We start from the raw sequence: 22,408 nt of genomic DNA, 5'->3' as shown, positions 1-22,408 counted from the left end.
TTATCCCGACAATGGCTCCAGCCGTGCCATCACCGCGGCATCCACTTCGGGCCAGTTCACTTCCGCCAGCGTTTCCAGCCCGCGCGTGGCGTCGACCAGGATCTCGCGCTGGATGTCGCTACGCGCCAGCGCCACCGCGTACGGGATGCGCATGAACGTCACCATCGTGTAATGCGGGACGAAGCGTCCCGGATGACGCTCCTGCAGCCTCAGTTCCAGTTCGCGCTGCAAAAGGAAGGCGGTGTCGTCGACCTTGTCGCGCATCTCGATGTAGTTCTCCAGCGCCATCTGCTGGATCGCCGCGGCATTCGGCTTGCGTTCGGCCTCGAAGGCGGCGTAGGCCTCGGCGAGATCGCGGTCGTGCGACAAATGGTTCGCCAGTGCGATGCAGTCCTCGAAGGCGCAGTTCATGCCCTGGCCATGGAACGGCACCATGGCGTGGGCGGCGTCGCCGATCAGCACCGCGCGTTCGTCGAGGTGCCAATGCTGGTAATGCAGGGTCGCCAATTTGCCGACCGGATTGCGCGCGTAGTCCTCGGCCAGGTCCGGGATCAGTTCCAGCGTGTCCGGGAAATCGCGCCGGAAGAATTCCAGTGCTTCGCCGCTGCCGCGGATCGTGGCGAAACTCGGCGGTTCGCCTTCCAGCGGCATGAACAGGGTGACGGTGAAGGTACGCTCGTCGTTGGGCAGGGCGATGCACATGTAATGGCCGCGCGGCCAGATGTGCAGGGCGTTGGCTTCGATGCGGAAACCGCCATCGGTCGTCGGCGGGATTTCCAGTTCCTTGTAGCCGTGGTCCAGCCACTCGGTGCGTTCCTCGCAGGGACGGAAGGCCTGCAACGCCTGGCGCAATGAGGAGCCCGCGCCATCGGCGCCGATCAGGGTGTGGAACGGCAAGTCGCGCTTGCCTTCGCTGGTGTCGAACGTTGCGGTCCTGTGTTCGAAATCGACCGCATCCAGTCCCATGCCGAAATGCAGGCGCGCGCCGGCGCGTTCGGCGGCATCGAGCAAGGTGATGTTGAGTTCGCCGCGGCTGATCGACCAGATCACTTCGCTGTCGTCGCGACCATAGCGTTGCAGGTGCGGCGTGCCGGCGAGCGGGTGGACGAAGCGCCCGCGCATCATCACCGCCTGTTTCAGCACGGCATCGTCGAGGCCAGCCAGCTTCAGTGCGTGCAAGCCGCGTTCGGCCAATGCCAGGTTGATCGAGCGACCGCCGGCATAGCCTTCGACGCGCGGATCGCCGCGACGTTCATAGACATCGACCTGCCAGCCTTTCTTCGCCAGCAATGTCGCCAGCAGCGCGCCGGCGAGTCCGCCACCAATGATCGTGAGTGGTGCCGATTCGGTCATGGATTCTTCTTCGTCCATTCGATCGCGGCCAGCGCGAAGCGCCGCACGTCCTCGAAGCTGTTGTAGAGCGGGGCGGGGGAGATGCGGATCACGTCCGGCTCGCGCCAGTCGCCGAGCACGCCTTGCATCGCCAGATGGTCGAACAGCGCACGGCCGGCATCGCGACCGGCCTTCACCCGCAGCGAGAACTGCGAGCCGTGCTGGGCGTCGTCGCGCGGCGTCACGATCTCGATCGCATCGGCGAGATGGGCGTCGATCAGCTGGCCGAGATAACTGGTGAGGCGCAACGATTTGTCGCGCAGCGCCGGCAATCCCGCGCGCAGGAACTGCTCGCTGGCCGCACGCAGCGGCGCCAGGCCGAGGACCGGTGGATTCGACAACTGCCAGCCGTCGGCGCCGGGCGTCGGCTGGAATTGCGGGCCCATCTTGAAGCGCACCGATGCGTCGTTGCCCCACCAGCCGGCGAAGCGCGGGCGATCAGTGTTGGCATGGCGCTCGTGGACGAAGCAGCCGGCGACCGCGCCAGGGCCGGAGTTCAGGTATTTGTAGTGGCACCACACCGCGAAATCGGCATTCCAGTCGTGCAGCTGCAACGGCATGTTGCCGACGGCATGGGCGAGGTCGAAACCGACGATCGCACCGGCTTCGTGGCCGAGTTCGGCAATGCGCCTGAGGTCGAAGGCCTGGCCGGTGCGGTATTGCACGCCGGGCCACAGGATCATGCACAGTCGCGCCGCGTTGTCGCGGATCGCCCGTTCGATGCGTTGCATCGAGAACACGCCATTGGGCAGGTCGGGCTCGACTTCGATCAGCGTCATGTTCGCCGGCAGTCCGTGGAACTTCAGCTGCGACTCCAGCGCGTAGCGATCCGACGGGAAGCTGCCGGCCTCGCACAGGATCGCCGTGCGTTCGATGGTCGGCTGGTAGAACGTCACCATCATCAGGTGCAGGTTGGCGGTCAGCGAATTCATCGCCACCACCTCCTGCGGTTTCGCGCCGACGATGTGCGCCAGCGGTTCGCGCACCAGCTCGTGGTAGGGCATCCACTGCGCCGAACCGGTGAAGTGGCCCTCGACCGCTTCGTTCGCCCATTTGTCGAGGACTTCCTCGACGTGGGCGCGCGCGCCGCGCGGTTGCAGGCCCAGCGAATTGCCGCAGAAATACGCTTGTTCGCGGCCATCGTGGCGCGGGATCAGGAATTCGTCGCGGTACGCCCGCAAAGGGTCCGCCGCATCAAGTGCCGCGGCGTGTCCGGGGGAGAGCAGGTCGGTCATGTGAATCTCGATTCGGGCAGGCCCAGCCATTCCAGCGCGGTACCGTGGTAAAGGCGATTGCGTTCGGTGTCGGCGAGTTGCAGGCGTTCGATGCCTTCGCCGGGCGTCTGTTCGCCGAGCGGGAACGGATAGTCGGTGCCGAGCATGACCCGGTCGGCGCCGCAGACATCGAGCAGATAGCGCAATGCGCGATCGTCGGCGACCCAGGAATCGAAATACAGCCGCTTCAGGTATTCGCGGGGATTGCGGAAATTGTCGGTGGCGACAAGATCGGGGCGCATGTTGAAGCCGTGTTCGATGCGACCGATGGTGTAGGGGAAACTGCCGCCGCCGTGCGCCAGCGCGATCTTCAGTTTCGGCAGGCGTTCCAGCACGCCGCCGAAGACCAGGCAGCAGGCGGCGCGCGATTGCTCCGCCGGCATGCCGACCAGCCACGGCAGCCAGTATTTCGGCATCGATTCGCTGCCCATCATGTCCCAGGGGTGGACCAGGATCGCGGCGTCGAGTTGCGCCGCCGCCTCGAAGAACGGGAACAGTTCCGGCGCGTCGAGGTTCCAGTGGCGGCCATCGGGCAGGTTGATGTGCGAACCGATCTGCACGCCCTGCAGGCCGAGCTCGTCCATGCAGCGTTCGAGCTCGCGGATCGCCAGTTGCGGCGATTGCAACGGCACCGTGCCGATGCCGGCGTAGTGGCGCGGATAGGCGCGGATGGTCTCCGCCATGTGGTCGTTGAGCGAGCGGTGCAGCTCCAGCGCCTGGTGCGGCTGCGCCCAGTAGCTGAACATCACCGGCACCGTGCTGATCACCTGGACCTGCACTCCGAAACGGGCGTAATCCTCGATTCGTTCCTGCGGGTCCCAGGTCTTGGGCCAGATCTCGCGGAAGAATTTGCCATCGCGATAGATGCGGTGGCGGCCGTCCTCGCCGTGGTGGATCACCGGGAAGCGGAGATCGCCGTATTTGCTCGCCAGGTCGGGCCAGTCGCGGGGCAGGACGTGGGCATGGGTGTCGATGCGCAGCATCGCCCGATTCTAGCCGTGTCCCCTGTTACCGGCAGGAATCGCCCATTCATGCAACGGATTGCGCCTCTTCGAGGTTGACGCTGTCACAAATTTTCGGATAACGTGGACGCAGGCACAGAAAATTGTGCCTCCCGTCGCTGTTCCAGGTAGGCGATGTCGCTGGAGGGCGTACGGAGTTACGGCTGCACAACAGGGGATCAAGTGAAGAATCTGACCAGGAACATGGCCTTGGCCATGGCAACAGCGGCGCTGGCGTCTGCATGCACGACCACGCCGGCTCCGGAATTCGGTGGCAAGTGGCGTCCCGTCAACCGTTTCGCCGACACCACGCGGGAAATCCCGCTCAATCCCGCCTACATGTATTACGCGCTGCCGATGGACGGCACGCTCAAGGGCGTACTCGCGCGCTGGGCCAAGGACACCCACGCGGGCCTGTCCTACCAGTTGTCCTCGGACTACACCTTGCCGGCCGCAGTCGGGCAGATCCGCACGGCGGACAGCGCGGCGGCGCTGCAGCAGCTCGCACAGGTCTATGCCGCCCAGCGGATCGAACTCACGGTCGACAACGGCGCCATCACGGCCCGTCCGGCCAAGAACTGATCCGGGGGCACCATGGCATTTGGAAAGAAGAAAGCGTCGACCGCGATCGACGCTGCGGTGAACAAGGCCGCCAATTTCGAAGTCACCGTCGCCGATCTCGCGCGCCGTAGCGAAAAGCGTGCGTGGTGGGTCGCCGGGGCATCCCTGTTGATGTCGCTGGCGCTGGCTGGCGTGCTCGCCTACATGCAGCCGCTGAAGAAGGAAGTGCCGTACCTGGTGATGGTCGATCCCTACGCGGGCATCGCACGCCTGGCGCGCGTTTCCGGCGACGACGGTTTCCAGAGCGTCACCGCCAAGGAATCGATCAACCGCGCCAACATCGCTTCGTACGTGCTCGCGCGCGAATCCTACGACTCCGGCCTGGTGAACGAGCGCGACTATCGCACCGTCTACACCATGTCCGAACCCGACGTCTGGGGCGCCTACAGCGCAACACGCGATGCGCGCAATCCGGAAAGCCCGGGTGTGATGTACGGGGCGCGCACGGCGATCCGCGTCAAGATCACCAGCGTCACGCCGCTTGGCGCCAAGCCTGGCAAGCCGCCGACCGGTGCCACGGTGCGCTACCAGCGCCAGCTCTACGACAAGTCGAGCGGTGCCACCCGCCTGCTCGACAGCCGCATCGCCACCATGGAATTCGCCTACCGGCCCGAGCTGAAGATGGACCGCGAGGACGACAACATGGTCAATCCGCTGCGCTTCCGCGTGACCAACTATCGCAGCGACCTCGATTCCGCCACGCCGGCGCCCGCTGAATTCCCGGCAACGGGAACGGCGCAACCGGCGGCGCCCACCGCGGCCGCGCCAACGACCGGCGCCACGCCGCTGTCGCAGCCGGCAACAGCGGTTCCGGGCGCGACGCAACCTGTTCCGGCGTCCGTCCAGTCGCCGCCCCAATCGGCAGCCGGCCCGGCATCCCCGGCCAGCCCGACGCAAGGAGTCAAGTGATCATGCGCATGCGCAGTCTGTTCGCCTTTCTGATCGCGGGCGCGATCCTGTTTGCCGGAAATGCTTCCGCGCAGGTCGTGCAGGAATACACCTATGCCGCCGATCGCATCTATCCGATCCGTACCGGACTCGGCATCACCACCCAGATCGAGCTGAGCCCCAGCGAGAAAGTGGTGGATTACAGCGTCGGCTTCAGTGGCGGCTGGGACCTGCAGCGACGCGACAACGTGTTCTACCTGCGTCCGAAGAACACCGATGTCGACACCAACCTGATGGTGCGCACCGAAACCCATACCTACATCTTCGAACTGAAGGTGGTGGCGACCGACTGGCGCGCGCTCGACCAGGCCAAGGCCGCGGGCGTGCAATACAAGGTGACTTTCCGGTATCCGGAAGACACCCGTTTCACCCAGAAGAAGGCCGATGAACCGGCTGCGGCGGATACCGCGCTGTCGGCGGGCCGCGTCTACAACTACAGCTACGACTACTCGACCAACAGCAAGGCGGGTTGGCTGGTGCCGGTGGCCGTCTACGACGACGGCAGCTTCACCTATATCCGCATGAGCGACCTCAAGGGCATTCCGACCGGCAACTTCCCGGCGGTCTACGGCCGCGACAAGGCGCGCACCAGCGACTTCCTGGTCAATACCACGGTCGAGAACAACACCATCATCGTCCACGGGGTCTACCCGTTCCTGATCATCCGCCATGGCGACAACGTCATCGGCTTGCGCAGGGGATCGCAGCAATGAGCCAGTACTACCCACCTTCCGACGACAACAACGCCCAGTCGCAGGCGAATGCCGGCCAGGCGCACGAAGCGCAGCCGCAGCAGCAGGGCAATCCGTATTTCGATCGCGTGCAGGACAACACCGCGCCCGACCTCGATGCATCGGCGCCGACGCTGACGCAGACGGAAATGCAGCAGCTCAACCGCAAGGCGATGTTCTTCCTCGCGGCCATCGTCGGGCTGTTGTTGCTGGTCGCGTTCTGGATCATGCATTCGCTGTCCAACCGCGACGACGGCAAGAAGAAGGCGTCGGCCGATGCGCAACGCGCGACCCAGGTGGTGGAGACGCCGGACCTGCCGCGCGCCGCGCCGACGCCGGCGCCTGCAGTGAATGACGCCGCGGCCCAGCCGATCGATGTCGTGAACAACGCACCGCCGTTGCCGACGCCGGACAACACCGGATCGCGCCACGCCCGCGCCAGCAACTACGGCGACAGTGGCGATACCGCCCAGGCCATGCCTGCCGGCCCGCGTCCGCCGAGCCTGGTCGAGCGCCGCATGTGGAATGGCAGCGTTCCGCCTGCCGATGCCGCGGCTCCGCAGGGCGGCCAGGCTGCAGGGGGGCCGCAGGGCCAGCAGGGCGGAATGATGGTGATGGGACCCAATGGCCCGATGTGGGTGCCCACCGGCGGCAAGGAAACGGTGTCGCAGCCGGAAAGCACCGCCAAGCTGCTGGCCAATCCGGATGCGTTGCTGGTGCGCGGGACCTATATCCGCTGCATCCTCGAAACGCGCATCGTCACCGACGTGCCGGGCTACACCTCGTGCATCGTCACCGAGCCGGTGTACTCGATCAACGGTCGCCGCCTGCTGTTGCCGCGCGGTTCCAAGCTGCTCGGCAAGTACGACAACGGCGGTATCGCCCGCGGTCGCGTCGCGGTGATCTGGGATCGGGTGGTGACGCCGAACGGCTACGACATCACCATGTCCAGCCCGGGCACCGACCAGCTCGGCGGCGCCGGCCATCCCGGACAGTACGACGCGCATTGGCCGAGCCGCATCGCCACCGCGATGTTGATCAGCATGATCAGCGACCTCTTCAAGTACGAGGGCGAGAAGCAGGGTCCGAAGGGCACGGTCATCACGCCGAGCGGAACCGCCTACGAAACCCCGTACCAGAGCAACACCGCGCGCACCGTGCAGAGCATGGCCGACCAGGCCATCAGCGAAAGCGCCAACCGCAAGCCCACGGTCACCATCAACCAGGGCACGCAGTTGAACGTGTACGTGGCGCAGGACGTCGACTTCAGCAACGTGCTGGCGCGGCGTTGACGGGGGCAGGGTGGAAGACGACAGCTCCCCGGTTGCGCGGATCTCCAACGATTTCCTCGAGTATCAATACGGGGTGCTCGGAATCCTCGAGCACCTCAACTCGCCGCGCGTCACCGAAATCTGCATCAACCGCCCGGGCGAGCTGTATCTGGAAACCCGCGACGGCTGGGAGCACCTGTCGGTTCCCAGCCTGACCTTCGAACGCGCGCGCCAGTTCTGCACGGCCGTCGTCAACGAGAGCAATACCGGCCAGCGCATCACCGACATCGATCCGATGGTGTCGCTGACGTTCCCGACCGGGCAGCGTGCGCAGTTCGTGATTCCGCCTGCCTGCGATCCCGGCAAGGTCTCGATCACCATTCGCTTGCCGGCCAAGCAGAGCCGCACCTTGCAGCAGTACGAGGACGATGGCTTCTTCGGCCAGATCCTCGAGACCAACGGCGAATTGCCGCCGCACGACCAGGAATTGCTGGAGCTGAGGAAGGAACGCAATTACGGCGAGTTCTTCCGCAAGGCCGTGCACTACAAGAAGAACATCGTCGTTTCCGGCGCGACCGGCAGCGGCAAGACCACCTTCATGAAAGCGCTGGTCGACCACATCCCGATGGACGAACGGCTGATCACCATCGAGGACGCGCGCGAGCTTTTCATCCCGCAGAACAACGTGGCGCACCTGCTGTATTCCAAGGGCGGGCAAAGCGCCAGCCACGTCACCGCCAAGACCTGCATGGAAGCCTGCCTGCGCATGAAGCCGGACCGGATCATCCTGGCCGAGTTGCGTGGCGACGAATCCTTCTACTTCATCCGCAACTGCGCATCGGGCCATCCCGGCTCGATCACCAGTTGCCACGCCGGCAGCACCGAACAGACCTGGGACCAGATCGCCCTGATGGTGAAGGCTTCGCAGGAAGGCGCGGGCCTCGAGTTCGCGACGATCAAGCGCCTGCTGATGCTGACCATCGACATCGTCGTCCACATCAAGGCACACGCCGGGCGACGCTACATCACCGGCATCGACTATCAGCCTGGGCGACAGTTGCCCGCCGTATGAGTTCATATTTGTGACAGCAATAGCAGAAATATTGACAATGCGGTTGCGTACTGGCACATTCCAAGCCATGCGCACGCTTCTTTCAGGGGGGAAGAGATGCTGCCCGGTCTCGAACTGATGGGCTGTCCGCTGGCCGTGCCGGCGCAGGTCATGCAACACGTGGTCAATGTCGAGTCGTCCTACAACCCGTATGCGATCGGGGTCGTGGGCGGCCATCTGGTGCGCCAGCCGAAAACCCTGCCGGAGGCGCTGGCCACGGTGCGCATGCTGGAATCGCGCGGCTACAACTTTTCGCTCGGCCTGGCCCAGGTCAATCGCTACAACCTGCCGAAGTACGGCCTCGAGACCTACGCGGAGGCCTTCCAGCCCTGCGCCAACCTGATGGCGGGTTCGCGGATCCTCGCCGAATGCAACCAGCGCGCCGGCGGCCACTGGGGCAAATCGTTCAGTTGCTACTACTCGGGCAACTTCGTCACCGGGTATCGCCAGGGTTACGTCCAGAAGATCGAGCGCTCGATGTGGGGCGATCGCCTCGCGCAGGCCGATGGCGCGGCGGCAATTCCGGTTGTCGATAGCCGCAGTCGCGGCCAGCGCGCGGCATCCGGCAGCCGTGTCGCGACGCGTGGCAAGAACGCGCGCGCGGCCGTCGTTCGCAACGAGGGCCAGCTCGATGCCCGCAGCCTGGTCGCGCGTCGTGGCGGGGCAGTCATGCCGGCCGTCGCCGACCAGCCGCAAGCCGCTTCCATGCAAATGCCGATGCAGGCGATGCCCGCCGTCGCCATGCCGACGATGGCGCAGCCGATGCCAGCGCAGGCGCAGCTGGAAGCAGTGCCGAAATCACAGGAATCCGCTGGTGACAGCGCATTCGTGTTCTAGGGGAAAGCAGGACAAACCGTTGCATCCATCCGTTCACTACCAGACGTTGCATCCAACCAGGAGTTGAAAATGAAGCTGAAGAAGACCTCCCGCAAGCCCAATCTGACGCTGCTCGTCATGCTGCTGCTCGCCACGCTGTGCCTGTTCGCGCCTGATGCGATGGCTCAGACCGACGCGCAGACCAAGCTGTGCGGCGTGATGAAGAACGTCTACGACATCCTTAAGGTCGCTTCGATCCTGATCGTGACGGTCGCGATCATCTTCGCCGGCTACCAGATCGCTTTCGCCCACAAGCGCATTTCCGATGTCGCCCCGATCCTGATCGGCGGCCTACTGATCGGCGCCGCGGCCCAGATCGCCGCCATGGTGATCGGCAACGACAAGATGAAGGGCAGTGGCGATTGCACCGCCGACACCAGCTCCAATGCCTTCGTGATCATGGTCGATCCGGGCTACCGTGCATAAGAACATCATGTTCCGCGGCTGCACCCGCCCGCCCATGTTCCTGGGCGTGCCTTACGTCCCGTTTTTCCTCGGGGCGGGCGGCGTGCTGCTGATCGCGATGTACAGCGGCAATCTGCTGTTCATCCTCTTCGCGCCGGTCGTCATCTACATCATGCGGATGATGGCCAAGCGCGACGAACACATCTTCACCTTGCTGGGATTGAAGTTGGGCATGCGCACGCGCATGCGCAACGTTCGCGATCGCGACGGATTGTGGGTTTTCAACCCCAATCCGTATCGCGAAAAACCGGCGCCACGCGACTAAGACATGTTCACGCCAGATACTCCCGTCAGCGAATTCATTCCGTTTTCCACCCATGTCTCGCCGACCGTGGTCAAGACCACGGGCGGCGATTTCCTGGTGGTCTGGCATCTTGGCGGCCTGCCGTTCGTGGGGCGCGAGGAATGGGAGATCGAACACAAGCACGCGACCTTCAATCGCCTGCTGCAGACTCTGCGCGCACCGGATTTCCTCAACGTGGCGTTCTGGGTCCACGACATCCGTCGCCGTCGCCGGATCAAGACGAACTCGAAGTTCCGGCACGCCTTCAACCAGCAGATGTCGGATCGCTATTTCGACGCGCTGTCGTCGCAGAAGATCATGCAGAACGAGTTGTACCTGTGCATGGTCTATCGCCCCAACGGCGGGCAGCGCATCAAGGACAAGGTCAGCGACATCGGCCGGCTGGAACGCTTGCAGAAGGAGTCGGTCGCGCGCATCCAGGAGCTCGCTTCCAACGTCGAGGCCGTGCTCAAGGACTATTCGCCGTACCGCCTTGGCATGTACGAGGCCGACAACGGCGTGGTGTTCTCGGAGATCCTCGAGTTGTACGGCTACATCCTTAACCGCATCGACGAGCCGGTGCCGGTGCTCAACGCGCCGATCAAGGACTACCTGCCGGTAAGCCGGTTGATGTTCTCGGTGAAGAGCGGCGACTTCGTCGTCAATCCGCCGAACAACACCAACCAGTACGGCGCCATCCTCAACGTCAAGGAATACCCGGAAGGGACCTGGCCGGGCATCCTCAATGGCCTGAAGTATCTCGACTTCGAATACGTCATCACCCATTCCTTCAGCCCGAAGGGACGCGCCGACGCGCTCAAGGTGCTGGAACGCACCAAGGGTATGATGATTTCGTCGGGCGACAAGTCCTATACGCAGATCCAGGAACTGGACGTGGCGATGGACCAGCTGACGTCCGGCAACTTCGTGCTCGGCGAATACCACTTCATCATCGCGCTGTATGCCGAGTCGCAGGAAAAGCTCGGCCAGCAGATCGCGGCGACGCGCGCAGAACTCTCCAACGCCGGCTTCGTCTCGGCGAAGGAAGACATGGCGGTCGCGCCGTCGTTCTACTCGCAATTCCCGGGCAACTGGCGCTATCGCACCCGCACCGCCAACGTCAGCTCGCTGAACTTCCTCGGGCTGTCGCCGCTGCACAACTTCGCGGTGGGCAAGAAGGACAACAATCCGTGGGGCGAATGCGTCACCACGCTGCAGACCACCAACGGCCAGCCGTACTTCTTCAACTTCCATGCGACGCATCCGGGCGAAAACTCGCTCGGCGAGAAGGCGATCGGCAACACCATGGTGATCGGCAAGTCGGGTACCGGCAAGACCGCGCTGATCAACTTCCTGCTGAGCCAGGTGCAGAAGTTCGATCCGGTGCCGACCATCTTCTTCTTCGACAAGGATCGCGGTGCCGAGATCTTCGTGCGCGCCTGTGGCGGCAACTACCTGGCGCTGGAAAGCGGGCAGCCGACCGGCTTCAACCCCTTCCAGTGCGAGAACAGCGAAGAGAACGTCCAGTTCCTCTCCGGCCTGATCAAGGTGCTGGCCGCCAAGCCGGTCTACACCGCGCGCGAGGAAGAGGAGATCCACCGCGCGGTCGAGTCGATGCTGGACATGCCGATGCAACTGCGCAGCATGACCAACTTCCAGAAGAGCCTGCCCAACATGGGCGACGACGGCCTCTTCGCGCGCCTGCGCAAGTGGACCGCTGGCAACTCGTTGGGTTGGGTCTTCGACAACCCGGTGGACACGGTCGATCTCAGCAAGGCCAACATCATCGGCTTCGACTACACCGACATCATCGAGAACCCCGAAGTGCGCGTGCCGGTGATCAACTACCTGATCCACCGACTGGAAGCGCTGATCGACGGGCGTCCGCTGATCTACGTGATGGACGAATTCTGGAAGATCCTGGAAGGCAAGGGCGGCCTCAAGGAATTTGCCAAGAACAAGCAGAAGACCATCCGTAAACAGAATGGCCTCGGCATCTTCGCGACCCAGAGCCCGGAAGATGCATTGCAGAGCGATATCGCCGCGGCCCTGATCGAACAGACCGCGACCCTGATCCTGCTGCCGAACCCGAACGCCAGCAAGGAAGACTACGTCGAGGGGCTCAAGCTCACCGAGGCCGAATACAACGTGGTGGTGAGCCTGGACGAACGCTCGCGCTGCTTCCTGGTAAAGCAAGGCCATGCCGCCAATGTCTGCCAGCTCAACCTGCGTGGCATGGACGACGAACTGGCGGTGATTTCGGCATCGACCGACAACATCGAAATCCTGCACGGGTTGTTGCAGGAACAGGCGATGCGCCATGGCGTGACGCCGGACCAACTGACGCCCGAACAGTGGTTGCCCGAGTTCTACGAGAACCGCAAGGGATCCGGCAAGCGCCGCAGCAGCAACGAGGACAGTGATGCCAGGACCCGCCGCATGGCCGGGCGTGGCAACTGAACACAGATATGGAGGAGATGCGCATGAAGAACGCACAACGTCCCGCACCCCGGTCGCGCCGCCGCTTGCATACCGCGATGGCCATCGTCATGACCGCCGGCCTCACCATCAGCGTGGGGGCATGGGCGGACTGGGCCGTGAATGATGCCGATGCGATCGATGAATTGAAGGCGATCCACAAGGCGATCGGCGACCCCAACAGCAAGAACCTGCTCGAATACCAGAAGAGCCAGAGCACGGTCACCAAGGGCGACTTCAGCCCGGACGCCCAGAAGGGCGATCAGCAGGGACGTTACAAGGATCCCGACGTGATTTTCAAGTCGACGGATGTGGCCTTGACCGCCAATCCGTCGGCCAAGCTGTCCAGCGTCGACATGAGCGACGAAACCCGTTGCTCCAAGCCGAAGAAGCCGGATGCACCCAAGGTGGACGGTCTCGATACCAGTTCGGCGATTTCGAGCGCCGGCAGCGCGACGGGCGATGGCATTCCCGACCAGCAATACAAGCTGTGCAAGGACATCCTGGAAACCCAGAAGGCCCAGTTCAAGTACAACGTGATGATGAGCGAGCTGGCCGACGTGCGCTACCAGCGCCTGCAGCAGATCGAGCGCGATCGCGGCGGTATCGACGATCTGGAAGCCGGCAAGTTGCAGGACAACACCAACCGCATGCTGGCGCTGATCGCCTTGATCCAGATCGACCAGCAACAGCAGAAGACCTACAACGATGCCTACAACGCGCGCCTGACGTACTTGAAGGGCGTGCAGGATCGCCTGAGCCAGATGGCCCTCAATGGTACGAGCGGCACCGACAGCGGCGGCGGTCCGTTGGGCAGCGCGGGTGGCCAGGCAGTGAATGACGCCGCGACGATGGCCGTGATGACGCTTGCACTCGGCGACAACTCGCCGCTGCACAGCAAGCAGCGCGACCAGTGAGCCGCTGCGCACAGGGGGAGTAAGGAGAACACATGGGCAGCATCGGACAATGGATTTTCTTCAGCCTGATCTTCAAGTTCCTGGACAAGGAAATCGAGATCTTCCGCACCAACCTGATGAGCGGGCTGATCCAGTGGATCCTGTTGTTCGGCACCATCATGGTGGTGTCGTGGATCATCTTCCAGGGCTGGCTGATCGTTACCGGACGTTCGCGCGAACCGATGATGGCGCTGGTGACCAATTCGATGCGCGTGGTGCTGATCACCCTCATCGCCAGCTCCTTCTCGCTGTTCGGGAACGACATTTCCGACCTGTTGAGCAACACCTTGCCGCGTGCGATCACCGGGCTGGTGACGGTCGATGAAGTGTCGCCGGCGCAACAGATCGACCAGAACCTCACCTTGATGCAGTCGACGTTCGCGCTGCTGGATTCCTATGCGACCGCAGGCGGTAGTGCGGATGCCTGGAAGGATCAGCTCAGCCATATCACCACCATGAGTGCGGTCGGCACCGCAGGGCCGGCAGTGGTCGGTGGTGCATTGCTGCTGATGTACAAGGTCGCGCTGGCGCTGTTCGTCGGGCTTGGGCCGCTGTTCATCATGTGCCTGCTGTTCCAGTCGACCAAGAGCCTGTTCTCGAAATGGCTGCAATACGGCATCGGCACCTGCTTCTCGCTGGCAGTGCTGTGCTTCATGGTGTCGGTGGCGATGAAGATGGTCGCTGCGGTTGGCGCCGCGATGTTCGTCAAATACACACTGGCGATCAACGGCATGGGCGCGATGGAGGGCTTGAACACTGTTGCAATGCAGCAGGGCGGGCTTGGGCTGGTGCTGACAGTCTTGCTGGTGACCTGCCCGCCGCTGGCGGCGCAGTTCTTCAATGCGACGGTGGGGAACTTCAGTGCGTACTCGCAGTTTGGGATGACAGGAGGGGCAGGCGGTGCCCGACATGCGCGGGATGCGATGGGCAATCCGGTTGGGAGGGGCGCCGATTGGGAGGGTGCTCAGCGAACTCCTTCGACTGCTAATACCCAAGTCGACCCACGAGTAACGGTCCCTCATACGCATCACGGAGCGGATACAAAATATTTAGCGAACAATCAATCGTCCGTTCAGCCACCACAAGATCAAATCAAGACGCAGAAGAAACTGCCGGTGGATGGAGAACAGGCGTCATGAAACGGTTGATTTTGATGTTGATGTTTGCATGCAGCTCGTTTGCGGCACATAGTCAGCAGCCTCCGAATGGTGGATCACCATGCCCTCCGGGGATGATTCCTGGCTATGGAAAGTGTTATGCACCGAATGATCCAGACAGATTTTACCAAGGGCCAGAAGTAGAGAAGCCGGGCTATAGCGGACCCCTTTGGCAAGATCGGTTTGGTGCGATTGCATTGGATTCTGAGACAGGTTCCATTGGCTGGGCATCTGGCGCCAAGAGCAAGAAAGATGCAGCCAAAGCGGCTATTGCCGACTGCGGAGGAGGTGGGTGCAAGATCAAAGCCCAGACTCGCAACAGTTGTCTGGCTACGGCATGGGGAGATGGCGTCAGTGGGTTTGCCGGCGATCCGGATATACGGAAAGCCGAAGCAATGGCGCTGAGCAATTGCGGAAATGCAGGGTGCAAGATCCAATACAGCGCCTGCAGCCTTCCAGTGAGGGTTCGCTGATGCGCATATTCTCGGTACTTTTCTTGAGCTTGGCTGTCGTAGCGTGCAAGCCGCAACCAGCCCCCTCAACCAATACCCCTTCGCCTCAAGCCTCCCCGGCAACTACTGCAGATGCCGGGCACACCGAACAGCCTGCGCGTCCCCTCGAGGGTGATGCAGCCGCATGCCCCGCATCTGATTTCAATGGCTTCGCGGACAAGTTCGCAAGCAGCATTTCCGTGCAGGCGAAATACACGCATTGGCCCCTGGAGTCGACCTCGATCGATGCAGCGGCGGCCCCCGAGCCGAAGCCTGTCACGAAGCAGGTGTCCGAGCAGGAAACGTCCTATCCGTTGCTGATGGCCTTCGATCGCGCGAAGCGGGAAGGACAGGTCGTCGAGGTGACCCAGATCCCCGCGGATGGTGCGCAGATTCACTACACCAAGCCGGATACCGATTACAGCATCCGCTACCTGTTCAAGCGGCAGGGGGCGTGCTGGCAGCTGGTCGCCATCAAGGATGAATCGCTATGAATTTTCGGTGCCTGCTGGTTGGGGTTGCTGCACTGCTGGCATTGACGGCATGTGGACCTCGCGGCGATGCAACTGCCGCAGCCGGCAATGGCCGTGCCGCCCAGAAGAATGAAGCAACAGGAGAGGGGAAACCGGTGGATACAGCATTGAAGAACCCCGGCACCAGGGTGTCGGGACTGGATGCATTGCTTCGGGACAAGCCGTCCTATGCGGATGCGAGACAGTCGCTCATTTCGGCTGGTTGGGTTCCGGTTGCCGATCCCAACGGCAAGGAAAACGTGATCGGTTCGGACTGGAAGGAAATCTGCGCAACAGATCCCAAACGTTGCGAGGTTTTCGACAAGCTCCCGGAACTCACGAGCGCCAGCGCCGATGGGCAGGCGCTGATGCGCTTCCGCGATCCCGATAGCGGACAGGTCATCGCTGTGCATGCAATGGGAATGCTGTCCGATTACGCAGTCGCTGGCCCGGATTCGCGCCTGTCCTACATGGGCTGGAGCAAGGAGGAATCGAACCCTCCGCACTAACGATATTTCGCTTCCGGGAGACCGGATGCGAGAGGGCGCAAGAAGCGCTCGCCGGATCGCTGAGCAAGGGTGATCCGGTTGCGAGTTTCACGACTCGCTGCGATCGCGTCACGTTCAGGAGGAACAGGCCGTTCGCATCCACTCAACTTGTGTATATGGAGATTTGAAGATGCCGAACAATCCTTTGTACGACCTGATGCACCAAGGCGAATCCGGAGTCCCCGGGTACAACGCCTACAATCGCGGAACCCATTGGGACGCCCAAAAGCACCGAAACGTCATCGTGGGCGCCGATCACCCGATCGACTTCTCCAAGTTGACGCTCGGGCAAGTCATGGACATGCAGGCCTTGCCTGCCCGCGATTCGGACCGCCTGTTTGCGGTTGGCAAATACCAAATCACGCCCGACACGATGAAGGACGCGGTGCGAAAGTTGCACCTCGACCGGAACGAGCCGTTCAGCACGCAGATGCAGGACCAGATCTTCTCCGAATACCTGATCAAGGATCGGCGGACTCCGGTGCGCGATTACCTGATGGGCAAGGAAGGTGCGACGCTCCAGTCGGCCCAGCATTCGCTGGCCCAGGAGTGGGCGAGCTTCCCGGACCCGGCAAAAAACGGCGCGAGCTACTACAGCAAGGATGGGGTGAACAAGGCCCACATTTCGCTGGACCAGTCCGCGAACGCCTTGAAGGAAATGCGCGCCAGCTACAAGGCCGCGATCGACCAGGGCAAGTCTCCGGGCGACGCCTGGGCGGCCATGGTCGGTGGTGAAGGCCGCAGCCAAACCGCCCCTTCCAACAATCCGCAGCCGTCCCAGCCCCATCGCACCAATGGCAATGGCTCCGGATTCCAGGCGGCGATGAATACCGTCCTTCCGGGACAGAACGGCATTACCCCGCACATCACCGGGCATTACGGCGAACACCGTGGAGAGAAGGGCCCGCACGGCGGCGTCGATTTCAATTATGTCGGCGGCCAGAACGGGCTCAACCTGCGCCATCCGCAAGTGCATTCTCCGGTGGCTGGCGTGGTGGAAGTCTCGGGTGGCCAGTACGGCACGGTCGGCATCCGCGACAAGGACGGCAATCTGCACCAGTTGCTGCACCTGCAGTCGCAATCGGTGAAGGTTGGCGACAAGGTCGAGCCCGGACAAGTCATCGGCACGATGGGTGGCCGTGGACCGCGTGGTGCGAACGACTACGCGCAGCACGTGCACTATCAGATGAAGGACAAGAACGGGCATTTGATGAATCCCGAGAACTACTGGAGCGAACACCGGATCCAGGGCGGGAACGGTCCTTCGGTGGCTGGGGCTGCCGGTCCGCAGTCCGCTGCGAAGGGCGGTGCGGGGCTTGCCGGGAAGGATGCGATCGAACTGCAGACTGCCTTGAACAACCTGGGATATGTCGGCAAGGACGGCAAGCCGCTGGAGACGCGCTCGGGCATCGTCGGGCCCAATACAGAACATGCGTTGCGTGGATTCCAGGACGCCCACGGGTTGAAGGCGAGCGGCCAGGCCGACCCGAAGACACTGGAAGCGTTGAAGCATGCCAAGGACCATCCGTTGATCAACGAAGCCGGTCATCCCGCGCAAGGCTTGTACGGGGAAATCAAGGAGCAGACCGACAAGCTTGGTGGGGCGAAGGCACTCGGGTTCCAGAGCGAAAAGGAATACACTCAAGCACTCGTCAACATGACGTACCAGGCAAAGCTGACAGGCATGCAGCACGTCGACCATGTGATCGAGACCACCAACAAGCAGAACCTGGTGATGATCAATGGCGGCCTGAACGACCCGGCCCAGCAACGCGAAGTGGCGAACAAGGCGCAGGCCGCGCAGGTGTCGGTCTCGCAGAGCACGCAGCAGCTGCAGCAGGATGTCCAACAATTGCAGCAGCAACACAATTTGCAGGCCAACAAGCAGCAGCACGCGCCGCAGACGCCGCACTGACCGCGGGAAGCGGAAGGAAAAGAGCCCGGTATCCGGGCTCTTTTTTTCGTTCCGGCCCCCCTGGCTCCGGGCATGGGACAATTCCCCCATGCGACTGAACAAGTACATTTCCGAGACCGGCCTGTGTTCGCGCCGGGAGGCCGACCGCCTGATTGCCGCCGGCCGCGTCAGCGTCAATGGCGAGCGCGGACGCGTCGCGCAGGAGCTGGCAGAAGGCGACGAGGTCCGTGTCGATGGCGAGAAGCTGGCGATGCGCAACGCGGCCACCGGCAAGCGTCGCCACGTCTATATCGCGTTGAACAAGCCCGTTGGCATCACCTGCACCACGGAATCGGCAGTGAGGGGAAATATCGTCGATTTCGTCGACCACGAGCAGCGCATCTTCCCCATCGGCCGGCTCGACAAGGATTCGGAAGGGCTGATCCTGCTCACCAGCAATGGCGACATCGTCAACGAGATCCTGCGCGCCGAGAACAAGCTGGAAAAGGAATACCTGGTCGCGACCAACCGTCAGGTCAGCGAGGAGTTCCTGCGCGGCATGTCACGCGGCGTGCCGGTGCACGGGCAGGTGACCTTGCCGTGCAAGACCGGGAAACTCGGTCCGTTCGGGTTCCGCATCATCCTGGTGCAGGGCCTGAACCGGCAGATCCGCCTGATGGCGGCCCATTTCGGTTATCGCGTGAAGCAACTGGTGCGCGTGCGCATCGGTCCGGTCAAGCTCGGCCATTTGAAGCCGGGCAGCTGGCGCAACCTGACCGACGTCGAACTGCGTGGGCTGCTGCCGCGCAGGACCGAGTGGTGACGTCGCTTACTTCGATGGCGCCGCTTTTTCCTTGAGATAGGCGTCGTACTGGGACTTGGCATAGGTGTTGCAGGAGGCGATCTTGCCGCCCATGTATTTCTGGGCGCTGGTCGGCTCCATCTTGTTGAGCTTGCCCATGAACGCATCGATGGTGCCGTTGAATTGCTTCTGGGTGACCCCGGCCTTTTCCATCGACCACTGCATCAGGTTCTGCGATTTGACGATGTCGGACTTGTTGCCGGCATTTTGCGGCGCATCGCCCGCCATCTTGTAGACGGCGAAGCACTCGATCGCCTGCGTGCCGGAGGCGGCGGGCGTCGCGGCCTGGGCGGAGAAGGCGAGGGCGGTCAGGGCAAGGGCGTACAGGGACTTCATCATGGATCCTGGATCAATGCGTGTGGCCATGATCCCGGCCACGGTGGAACGACGGATGAACCGCGACCCCGGCATGGGGCGATCGGTCAGGTGATGTCGGCCTCCGAACGGGCATCCAGTTCGTAGCGAGAGGGGCGCGGATTGACGGTTCCGCATTGCGTGCAGGTACGCAGGGCATCGTCGCGGTAGAAGCGTTCGAACACGCGGAAGAAGTCGGTCTCGATGTCGACGAGGTGGAAGAATTCCTCGTACAGCTTGTGGTTGCAGTTGACGCAGAACCACATCAACCCGTCGTCTTCGAACGACAGGCGACGACGCTCCATCACCAGGCCGATCGAGCCGGGCATGCGCTGGGGAGAATGCGGGATTTCCGGCGGCAGGTAGAAGGTTTCACCGGCCCGGATCGGGATGTCGCGCGGCTTGCCGTCCTCCTGGATGCGCAGCACCATCTCGCCTTCCAGCTGGTAGAACCATTCCGGTCCCTTTTCCCAGTGGTAGTCGGTGCGGGTATTGGGGCCGCCGACGATCATCACGATGAAGTCGCCGTCGATGATGCATTTGTTGCCGACCGGGGGCTTCAGCAGATGGCGGTGTTCATCGATCCACTTCTGCAGGTTGATGGGATCGGGCAGGGGCATGGTCGGGTTCTCCGATATGTGTCAGGCGCCGTCGCGCAGGCCTGCCGGCAGAAGCGCCACGCACTTGAACTCGATGGCGATCGGCGCCGGCAGCGCGGTGATGCCGAGGGTGGTGCGGCAGGGCGCACGTCCGGGATCGGGGAAATGTTCCGCCCAGATGGCGTTGTAGGTCGTGAAATCGCGCGCCATGTCGGTGAGGTAGACGGTGACATCGACCACGTCGTCCCAGCTGGCCCCGCAATCGGCGAGGATGTGGCCGACATTGGCGAATACCGAATGCGTCTGCGCGGCGATGTCGTAGGAGACCAGCGAGCCGTCCTCGGCGTGGACATTGCCCGGCGCGCGGTTGGTCTGCGGATCGCGCGGGCCCACGCCCGACAGGTACAGCCACTGGCCGACGCGCCGCGCATGCGGGTAATGGCCGACCGGTTTCGGCGCGTTGCCGCTGTGGATCCCCGTCGTGCTCATCGTTCTTCCACGTCGGCGCGGATGCGCGCAAGGGCCTCGGGATATTCGCGGGCGAGATCGTCGTTGCCGGCGACGCTGATGCCGAGATCGTGCACGCGGCCATCGCGCAGCGTATACACCCATCCATGCACGGCGAGTTGCTGGCCGCGCGCCCAGGCGTCCTGCACGATGGTGGTCTCGCACACGTTCACCACCTGCTCGAGCACGTTGAGCTCGCACAGGCGATCGTGCTTCAGCGCCGAATCGTCGTGGCTGTCGAGGATGCCGGCGTGCATGTGGGCGACGTCCTTGACGTGGCGGACCCAGTTGTCGGCAAGGCCCAGGCGCGTGCCGTGCAACGCGGCATGGACGCCGCCGCAACCGTAATGGCCGACGACCAGGATGTGCTTGACCTTGAGCACGTCGACCGCGAACTGGATCACCGACAGGCAATTGAGGTCGGTGTGCACGACGACATTGGCGATGTTGCGATGGACGAAGACTTCGCCCGGTGCGACGTCGATCACCTGGTTGGCGGGTACGCGCGAATCCGAGCAACCGATCCACAGGTATTCCGGGGCCTGCTGCTTCGACAAGCGCTCGAAGAAGGTCGGGTCCTCGGCATGGACGCGTTCGGACCAGGCGTGGTTGCTGGCGAGAAGATGACGGAGACGGTTCAAGTGGCGATTCCGATGTTGCGGGGTTCGGTGAAGAAACGCATGGCCTCGGCGCCACCTTCGCGCCCGAGACCGGATTGATTGCTGCCGCCAAACGGCGTGCGCAGATCTCGCATCAGCCAGGTGTTGATCCAGACCATGCCGGTGCGCAGTTCGCGACTGAATCGCAATGCGCGTGGCAGGTCGCGATCCCACAGCGTTGCGACCAGACCGTAATCGCTGGCGTTGGCGAGCGCGAGGGCATGGTCGTCGCTGTCGAACGGCTGCAATGTCACGACCGGGCCGAAGATTTCCTCGCGGTTGGTGGCGCTGTCGGGACCAAGGCCTTCCAGGACGGTCGGCGCGACGTACCAACCGGCGCGATCGATGGCATCGCCACCGCACAGCACGCGCGCGCCTTCGGCGCGGGCAGTCGCCAATGCGCGCATCACCTTGTCGAAATGCGCTTGCGAAACCAGTGGGCCCATTTGGGTTGCCGGATCTGCCGGATCGCCGACGCGCAATGCCTGCACGCGCGCGACGAAGGCGTCGCTGAATTCATCGTGGATCGATCGCTCCACCAGCAGCCGCGATCCGCACAGGCAGATCTGTCCGCTGTTCTGGAATGCCGAACGCACGATGGTGTCGAGATTGTCGCGCCAATCGGAATCGGCGAATACCAGGGATGGATTCTTGCCGCCGAGTTCCAGCGAGACTTTCTTCAACAGCGGTGCGGCGAGGGTGGCGATGCGCTTGCCGACCGCGGTGCTGCCGGTGAACGAAACCGCCTTCACTTGCGCATGCGTCACCATTGCTTCGCCAACTGCCGGGCCGGCGCCGTGCACGAGATTGAACACGCCGGGCGGAAACCCGATGCTCGCTGCGATTTCCGCCAACAGCGTCGCGCTGTGCGGCGTCACTTCCGATGGCTTGGCGACCACGCAATTGCCGGCAGCCAGTGCTGGTGCGATTTTCCAGGTGAAGAGATAGAGCGGCAGGTTCCACGGGGAGATCGTCGCGACGACGCCCAGTGGTTGCCGCAGCGTGAAGTTGAGCCCGGCTTCGCCATGGTGCGATTCGCTGGCGAACTGGGTCGCCGCGTGGGCGAAGAAACGCAGGTTGGCGATCGCGCGCGGAATCTCGACATCGCGCGCCAGGGTGATCGGCTTGCCGCCGTCGCGCGACTCAGCCTGCGCGACGTCTTCCAGGCGTTCTTCGAGCGCATCGGCCAAACGTTCCAGCCATTGCGCGCGTTGCGAGTTCGGCAGCGCCGACCACATCGGGAAAGCGCGCTGCGCAGCCTGCATCGCGGCATCGACATCCGCGGCTGTTCCGGCTGCGACCTGGGTGATCACCCCACCAGTCGCTGGCGCATGGACATCCAGCCACGCGTCATCCGCGGGCGGGTAGGGCTTGCTGTCGATCCAGTGCGGGTAGCGCTGCATGGCGTCAGCTTACCG

General features: G+C 63.1%; 24 protein-coding genes. 16 read left to right on the top strand and 8 right to left on the bottom strand.

Annotated features, from left to right (window positions below; translation table 11 throughout):
- Genes ABE093_RS01360 through ABE093_RS01350 form a run of 3 tightly spaced genes read right to left on the bottom strand, consistent with a single transcriptional unit; the run spans window position 1 to window position 3,649 of the window.
- Complete coding sequence (locus ABE093_RS01360) at window positions 1-1,353, bottom strand: FAD-dependent oxidoreductase (protein ID WP_430759067.1); 1,353 nt, start codon at window positions 1,351-1,353, stop codon at window positions 1-3.
- Window positions 1,350-2,627, bottom strand: coding sequence for a kynureninase (gene kynU / locus ABE093_RS01355; RefSeq protein WP_430759066.1), 1,278 nt, complete (start codon window positions 2,625-2,627; stop codon window positions 1,350-1,352). Before kynU ends, ABE093_RS01360 begins: the two co-directional genes overlap by 4 nt.
- On the bottom strand, window positions 2,624-3,649 hold the full coding sequence (locus ABE093_RS01350) for an amidohydrolase family protein (RefSeq protein ID WP_430759065.1): 1,026 nt from the start codon (window positions 3,647-3,649) through the stop codon (window positions 2,624-2,626). The genes kynU and ABE093_RS01350 overlap by 4 nt, the downstream gene beginning before the upstream one ends.
- 222 nt (window positions 3,650-3,871) lie before the next feature.
- On the opposite strand from ABE093_RS01350, the gene ABE093_RS01345 reads away from it, so the two are divergent.
- The 16 genes from ABE093_RS01345 (at window position 3,872) to ABE093_RS01270 (ending at window position 18,832) form a co-directional block, all read left to right on the top strand.
- Window positions 3,872-4,249, top strand: coding sequence for a hypothetical protein (locus ABE093_RS01345; RefSeq protein WP_430759064.1), 378 nt, complete (start codon window positions 3,872-3,874; stop codon window positions 4,247-4,249).
- A gap of 12 nt (window positions 4,250-4,261) precedes the next feature.
- The gene (locus ABE093_RS01340; protein ID WP_430759063.1) at window positions 4,262-5,197 is read left to right on the top strand and encodes a virB8 family protein; all 936 of its coding nucleotides are present in this window, start codon (window positions 4,262-4,264) and stop codon (window positions 5,195-5,197) included.
- 8 nt (window positions 5,198-5,205) lie between these two features.
- A complete protein-coding gene (locus ABE093_RS01335) occupies window positions 5,206-5,949 on the top strand; it encodes a TrbG/VirB9 family P-type conjugative transfer protein (RefSeq protein ID WP_430760053.1) in 744 nt (247 codons plus the stop codon).
- Window positions 5,946-7,259, top strand: a complete 1,314-nt coding sequence (locus ABE093_RS01330) for a TrbI/VirB10 family protein (protein ID WP_430759062.1) — start codon at window positions 5,946-5,948, stop codon at window positions 7,257-7,259. The genes ABE093_RS01335 and ABE093_RS01330 overlap by 4 nt, the downstream gene beginning before the upstream one ends.
- 10 nt (window positions 7,260-7,269) lie before the next feature.
- The gene (virB11, locus tag ABE093_RS01325) at window positions 7,270-8,310 is read left to right on the top strand and encodes a P-type DNA transfer ATPase VirB11 (RefSeq protein WP_430759061.1); all 1,041 of its coding nucleotides are present in this window, start codon (window positions 7,270-7,272) and stop codon (window positions 8,308-8,310) included.
- 96 nt (window positions 8,311-8,406) lie between these two features.
- Window positions 8,407-9,186 (top strand): lytic transglycosylase domain-containing protein, encoded by a 780-nt coding sequence (locus ABE093_RS01320; protein WP_430759060.1) that lies wholly within the window; start codon window positions 8,407-8,409, stop codon window positions 9,184-9,186.
- Between the two features lie 69 nt (window positions 9,187-9,255).
- Window positions 9,256-9,651 (top strand): TrbC/VirB2 family protein, encoded by a 396-nt coding sequence (locus ABE093_RS01315; protein WP_430759059.1) that lies wholly within the window; start codon window positions 9,256-9,258, stop codon window positions 9,649-9,651.
- Window positions 9,644-9,955, top strand: a complete 312-nt coding sequence (locus ABE093_RS01310; protein WP_430759058.1) for a type IV secretion system protein VirB3 — start codon at window positions 9,644-9,646, stop codon at window positions 9,953-9,955. The genes ABE093_RS01315 and ABE093_RS01310 overlap by 8 nt, the downstream gene beginning before the upstream one ends.
- A gap of 3 nt (window positions 9,956-9,958) precedes the next feature.
- Window positions 9,959-12,433, top strand: coding sequence for a VirB4 family type IV secretion/conjugal transfer ATPase (locus tag ABE093_RS01305; RefSeq protein ID WP_430759057.1), 2,475 nt, complete (start codon window positions 9,959-9,961; stop codon window positions 12,431-12,433).
- Between the two features lie 23 nt (window positions 12,434-12,456).
- The gene (locus tag ABE093_RS01300) at window positions 12,457-13,368 is read left to right on the top strand and encodes a hypothetical protein (protein ID WP_430759056.1); all 912 of its coding nucleotides are present in this window, start codon (window positions 12,457-12,459) and stop codon (window positions 13,366-13,368) included.
- Window positions 13,369-13,400: 32 nt separating this feature from the next.
- Window positions 13,401-14,546 (top strand): type IV secretion system protein, encoded by a 1,146-nt coding sequence (locus tag ABE093_RS01295; protein WP_430759055.1) that lies wholly within the window; start codon window positions 13,401-13,403, stop codon window positions 14,544-14,546.
- Window positions 14,543-15,037 carry a DUF4189 domain-containing protein gene (locus ABE093_RS01290; RefSeq protein WP_430759054.1) on the top strand — a complete coding sequence of 165 codons (495 nt, stop codon included), beginning with the start codon at window positions 14,543-14,545 and terminating at the stop codon, window positions 15,035-15,037. The genes ABE093_RS01295 and ABE093_RS01290 overlap by 4 nt, the downstream gene beginning before the upstream one ends.
- A complete protein-coding gene (locus ABE093_RS01285; protein ID WP_430759053.1) occupies window positions 15,037-15,549 on the top strand; it encodes a hypothetical protein in 513 nt (170 codons plus the stop codon). Before ABE093_RS01290 ends, ABE093_RS01285 begins: the two co-directional genes overlap by 1 nt.
- 134 nt (window positions 15,550-15,683) lie before the next feature.
- On the top strand, window positions 15,684-16,076 hold the full coding sequence (locus tag ABE093_RS01280) for a hypothetical protein (RefSeq protein WP_430759052.1): 393 nt from the start codon (window positions 15,684-15,686) through the stop codon (window positions 16,074-16,076).
- 283 nt (window positions 16,077-16,359) lie between these two features.
- Window positions 16,360-18,030: an XVIPCD domain-containing protein gene (locus tag ABE093_RS01275; RefSeq protein ID WP_430759051.1), complete on the top strand. Its 1,671-nt coding sequence runs from the start codon at window positions 16,360-16,362 to the stop codon at window positions 18,028-18,030.
- Window positions 18,031-18,118: 88 nt separating this feature from the next.
- On the top strand, window positions 18,119-18,832 hold the full coding sequence (locus tag ABE093_RS01270; protein ID WP_430759050.1) for a pseudouridine synthase: 714 nt from the start codon (window positions 18,119-18,121) through the stop codon (window positions 18,830-18,832).
- 6 nt (window positions 18,833-18,838) lie between these two features.
- On the opposite strand, the gene ABE093_RS01265 is transcribed toward ABE093_RS01270, so the two are convergent.
- The 5 genes from ABE093_RS01265 to ABE093_RS01245 form a co-directional block, all read right to left on the bottom strand.
- Entirely contained in the window at window positions 18,839-19,207 is a 369-nt protein-coding gene (locus ABE093_RS01265) for a hypothetical protein (protein WP_430759049.1), read from the bottom strand.
- A gap of 86 nt (window positions 19,208-19,293) precedes the next feature.
- The gene (locus ABE093_RS01260) at window positions 19,294-19,845 is read right to left on the bottom strand and encodes a 3-hydroxyanthranilate 3,4-dioxygenase (RefSeq protein WP_430759048.1); all 552 of its coding nucleotides are present in this window, start codon (window positions 19,843-19,845) and stop codon (window positions 19,294-19,296) included.
- Between the two features lie 21 nt (window positions 19,846-19,866).
- The gene (locus tag ABE093_RS01255; protein ID WP_430759047.1) at window positions 19,867-20,313 is read right to left on the bottom strand and encodes a RidA family protein; all 447 of its coding nucleotides are present in this window, start codon (window positions 20,311-20,313) and stop codon (window positions 19,867-19,869) included.
- Window positions 20,310-20,972, bottom strand: a complete 663-nt coding sequence (gene can / locus ABE093_RS01250) for a carbonate dehydratase (RefSeq protein ID WP_430759046.1) — start codon at window positions 20,970-20,972, stop codon at window positions 20,310-20,312. Before can ends, ABE093_RS01255 begins: the two co-directional genes overlap by 4 nt.
- Entirely contained in the window at window positions 20,969-22,393 is a 1,425-nt protein-coding gene (locus ABE093_RS01245; protein WP_430759045.1) for an aldehyde dehydrogenase, read from the bottom strand. The genes can and ABE093_RS01245 overlap by 4 nt, the downstream gene beginning before the upstream one ends.
- Window positions 22,394-22,408 lie beyond the last annotated feature (15 nt).

The sequence above is a fragment of the Solilutibacter silvestris genome (genome assembly GCF_050574925.1).
Taxonomy (GTDB): Bacteria; Pseudomonadota; Gammaproteobacteria; order Xanthomonadales; family Xanthomonadaceae; genus Solilutibacter; species Solilutibacter silvestris_A.
Note: the sequence above shows the minus strand (reverse complement) of the source record. Positions and strands in the feature narration are given on the sequence as shown.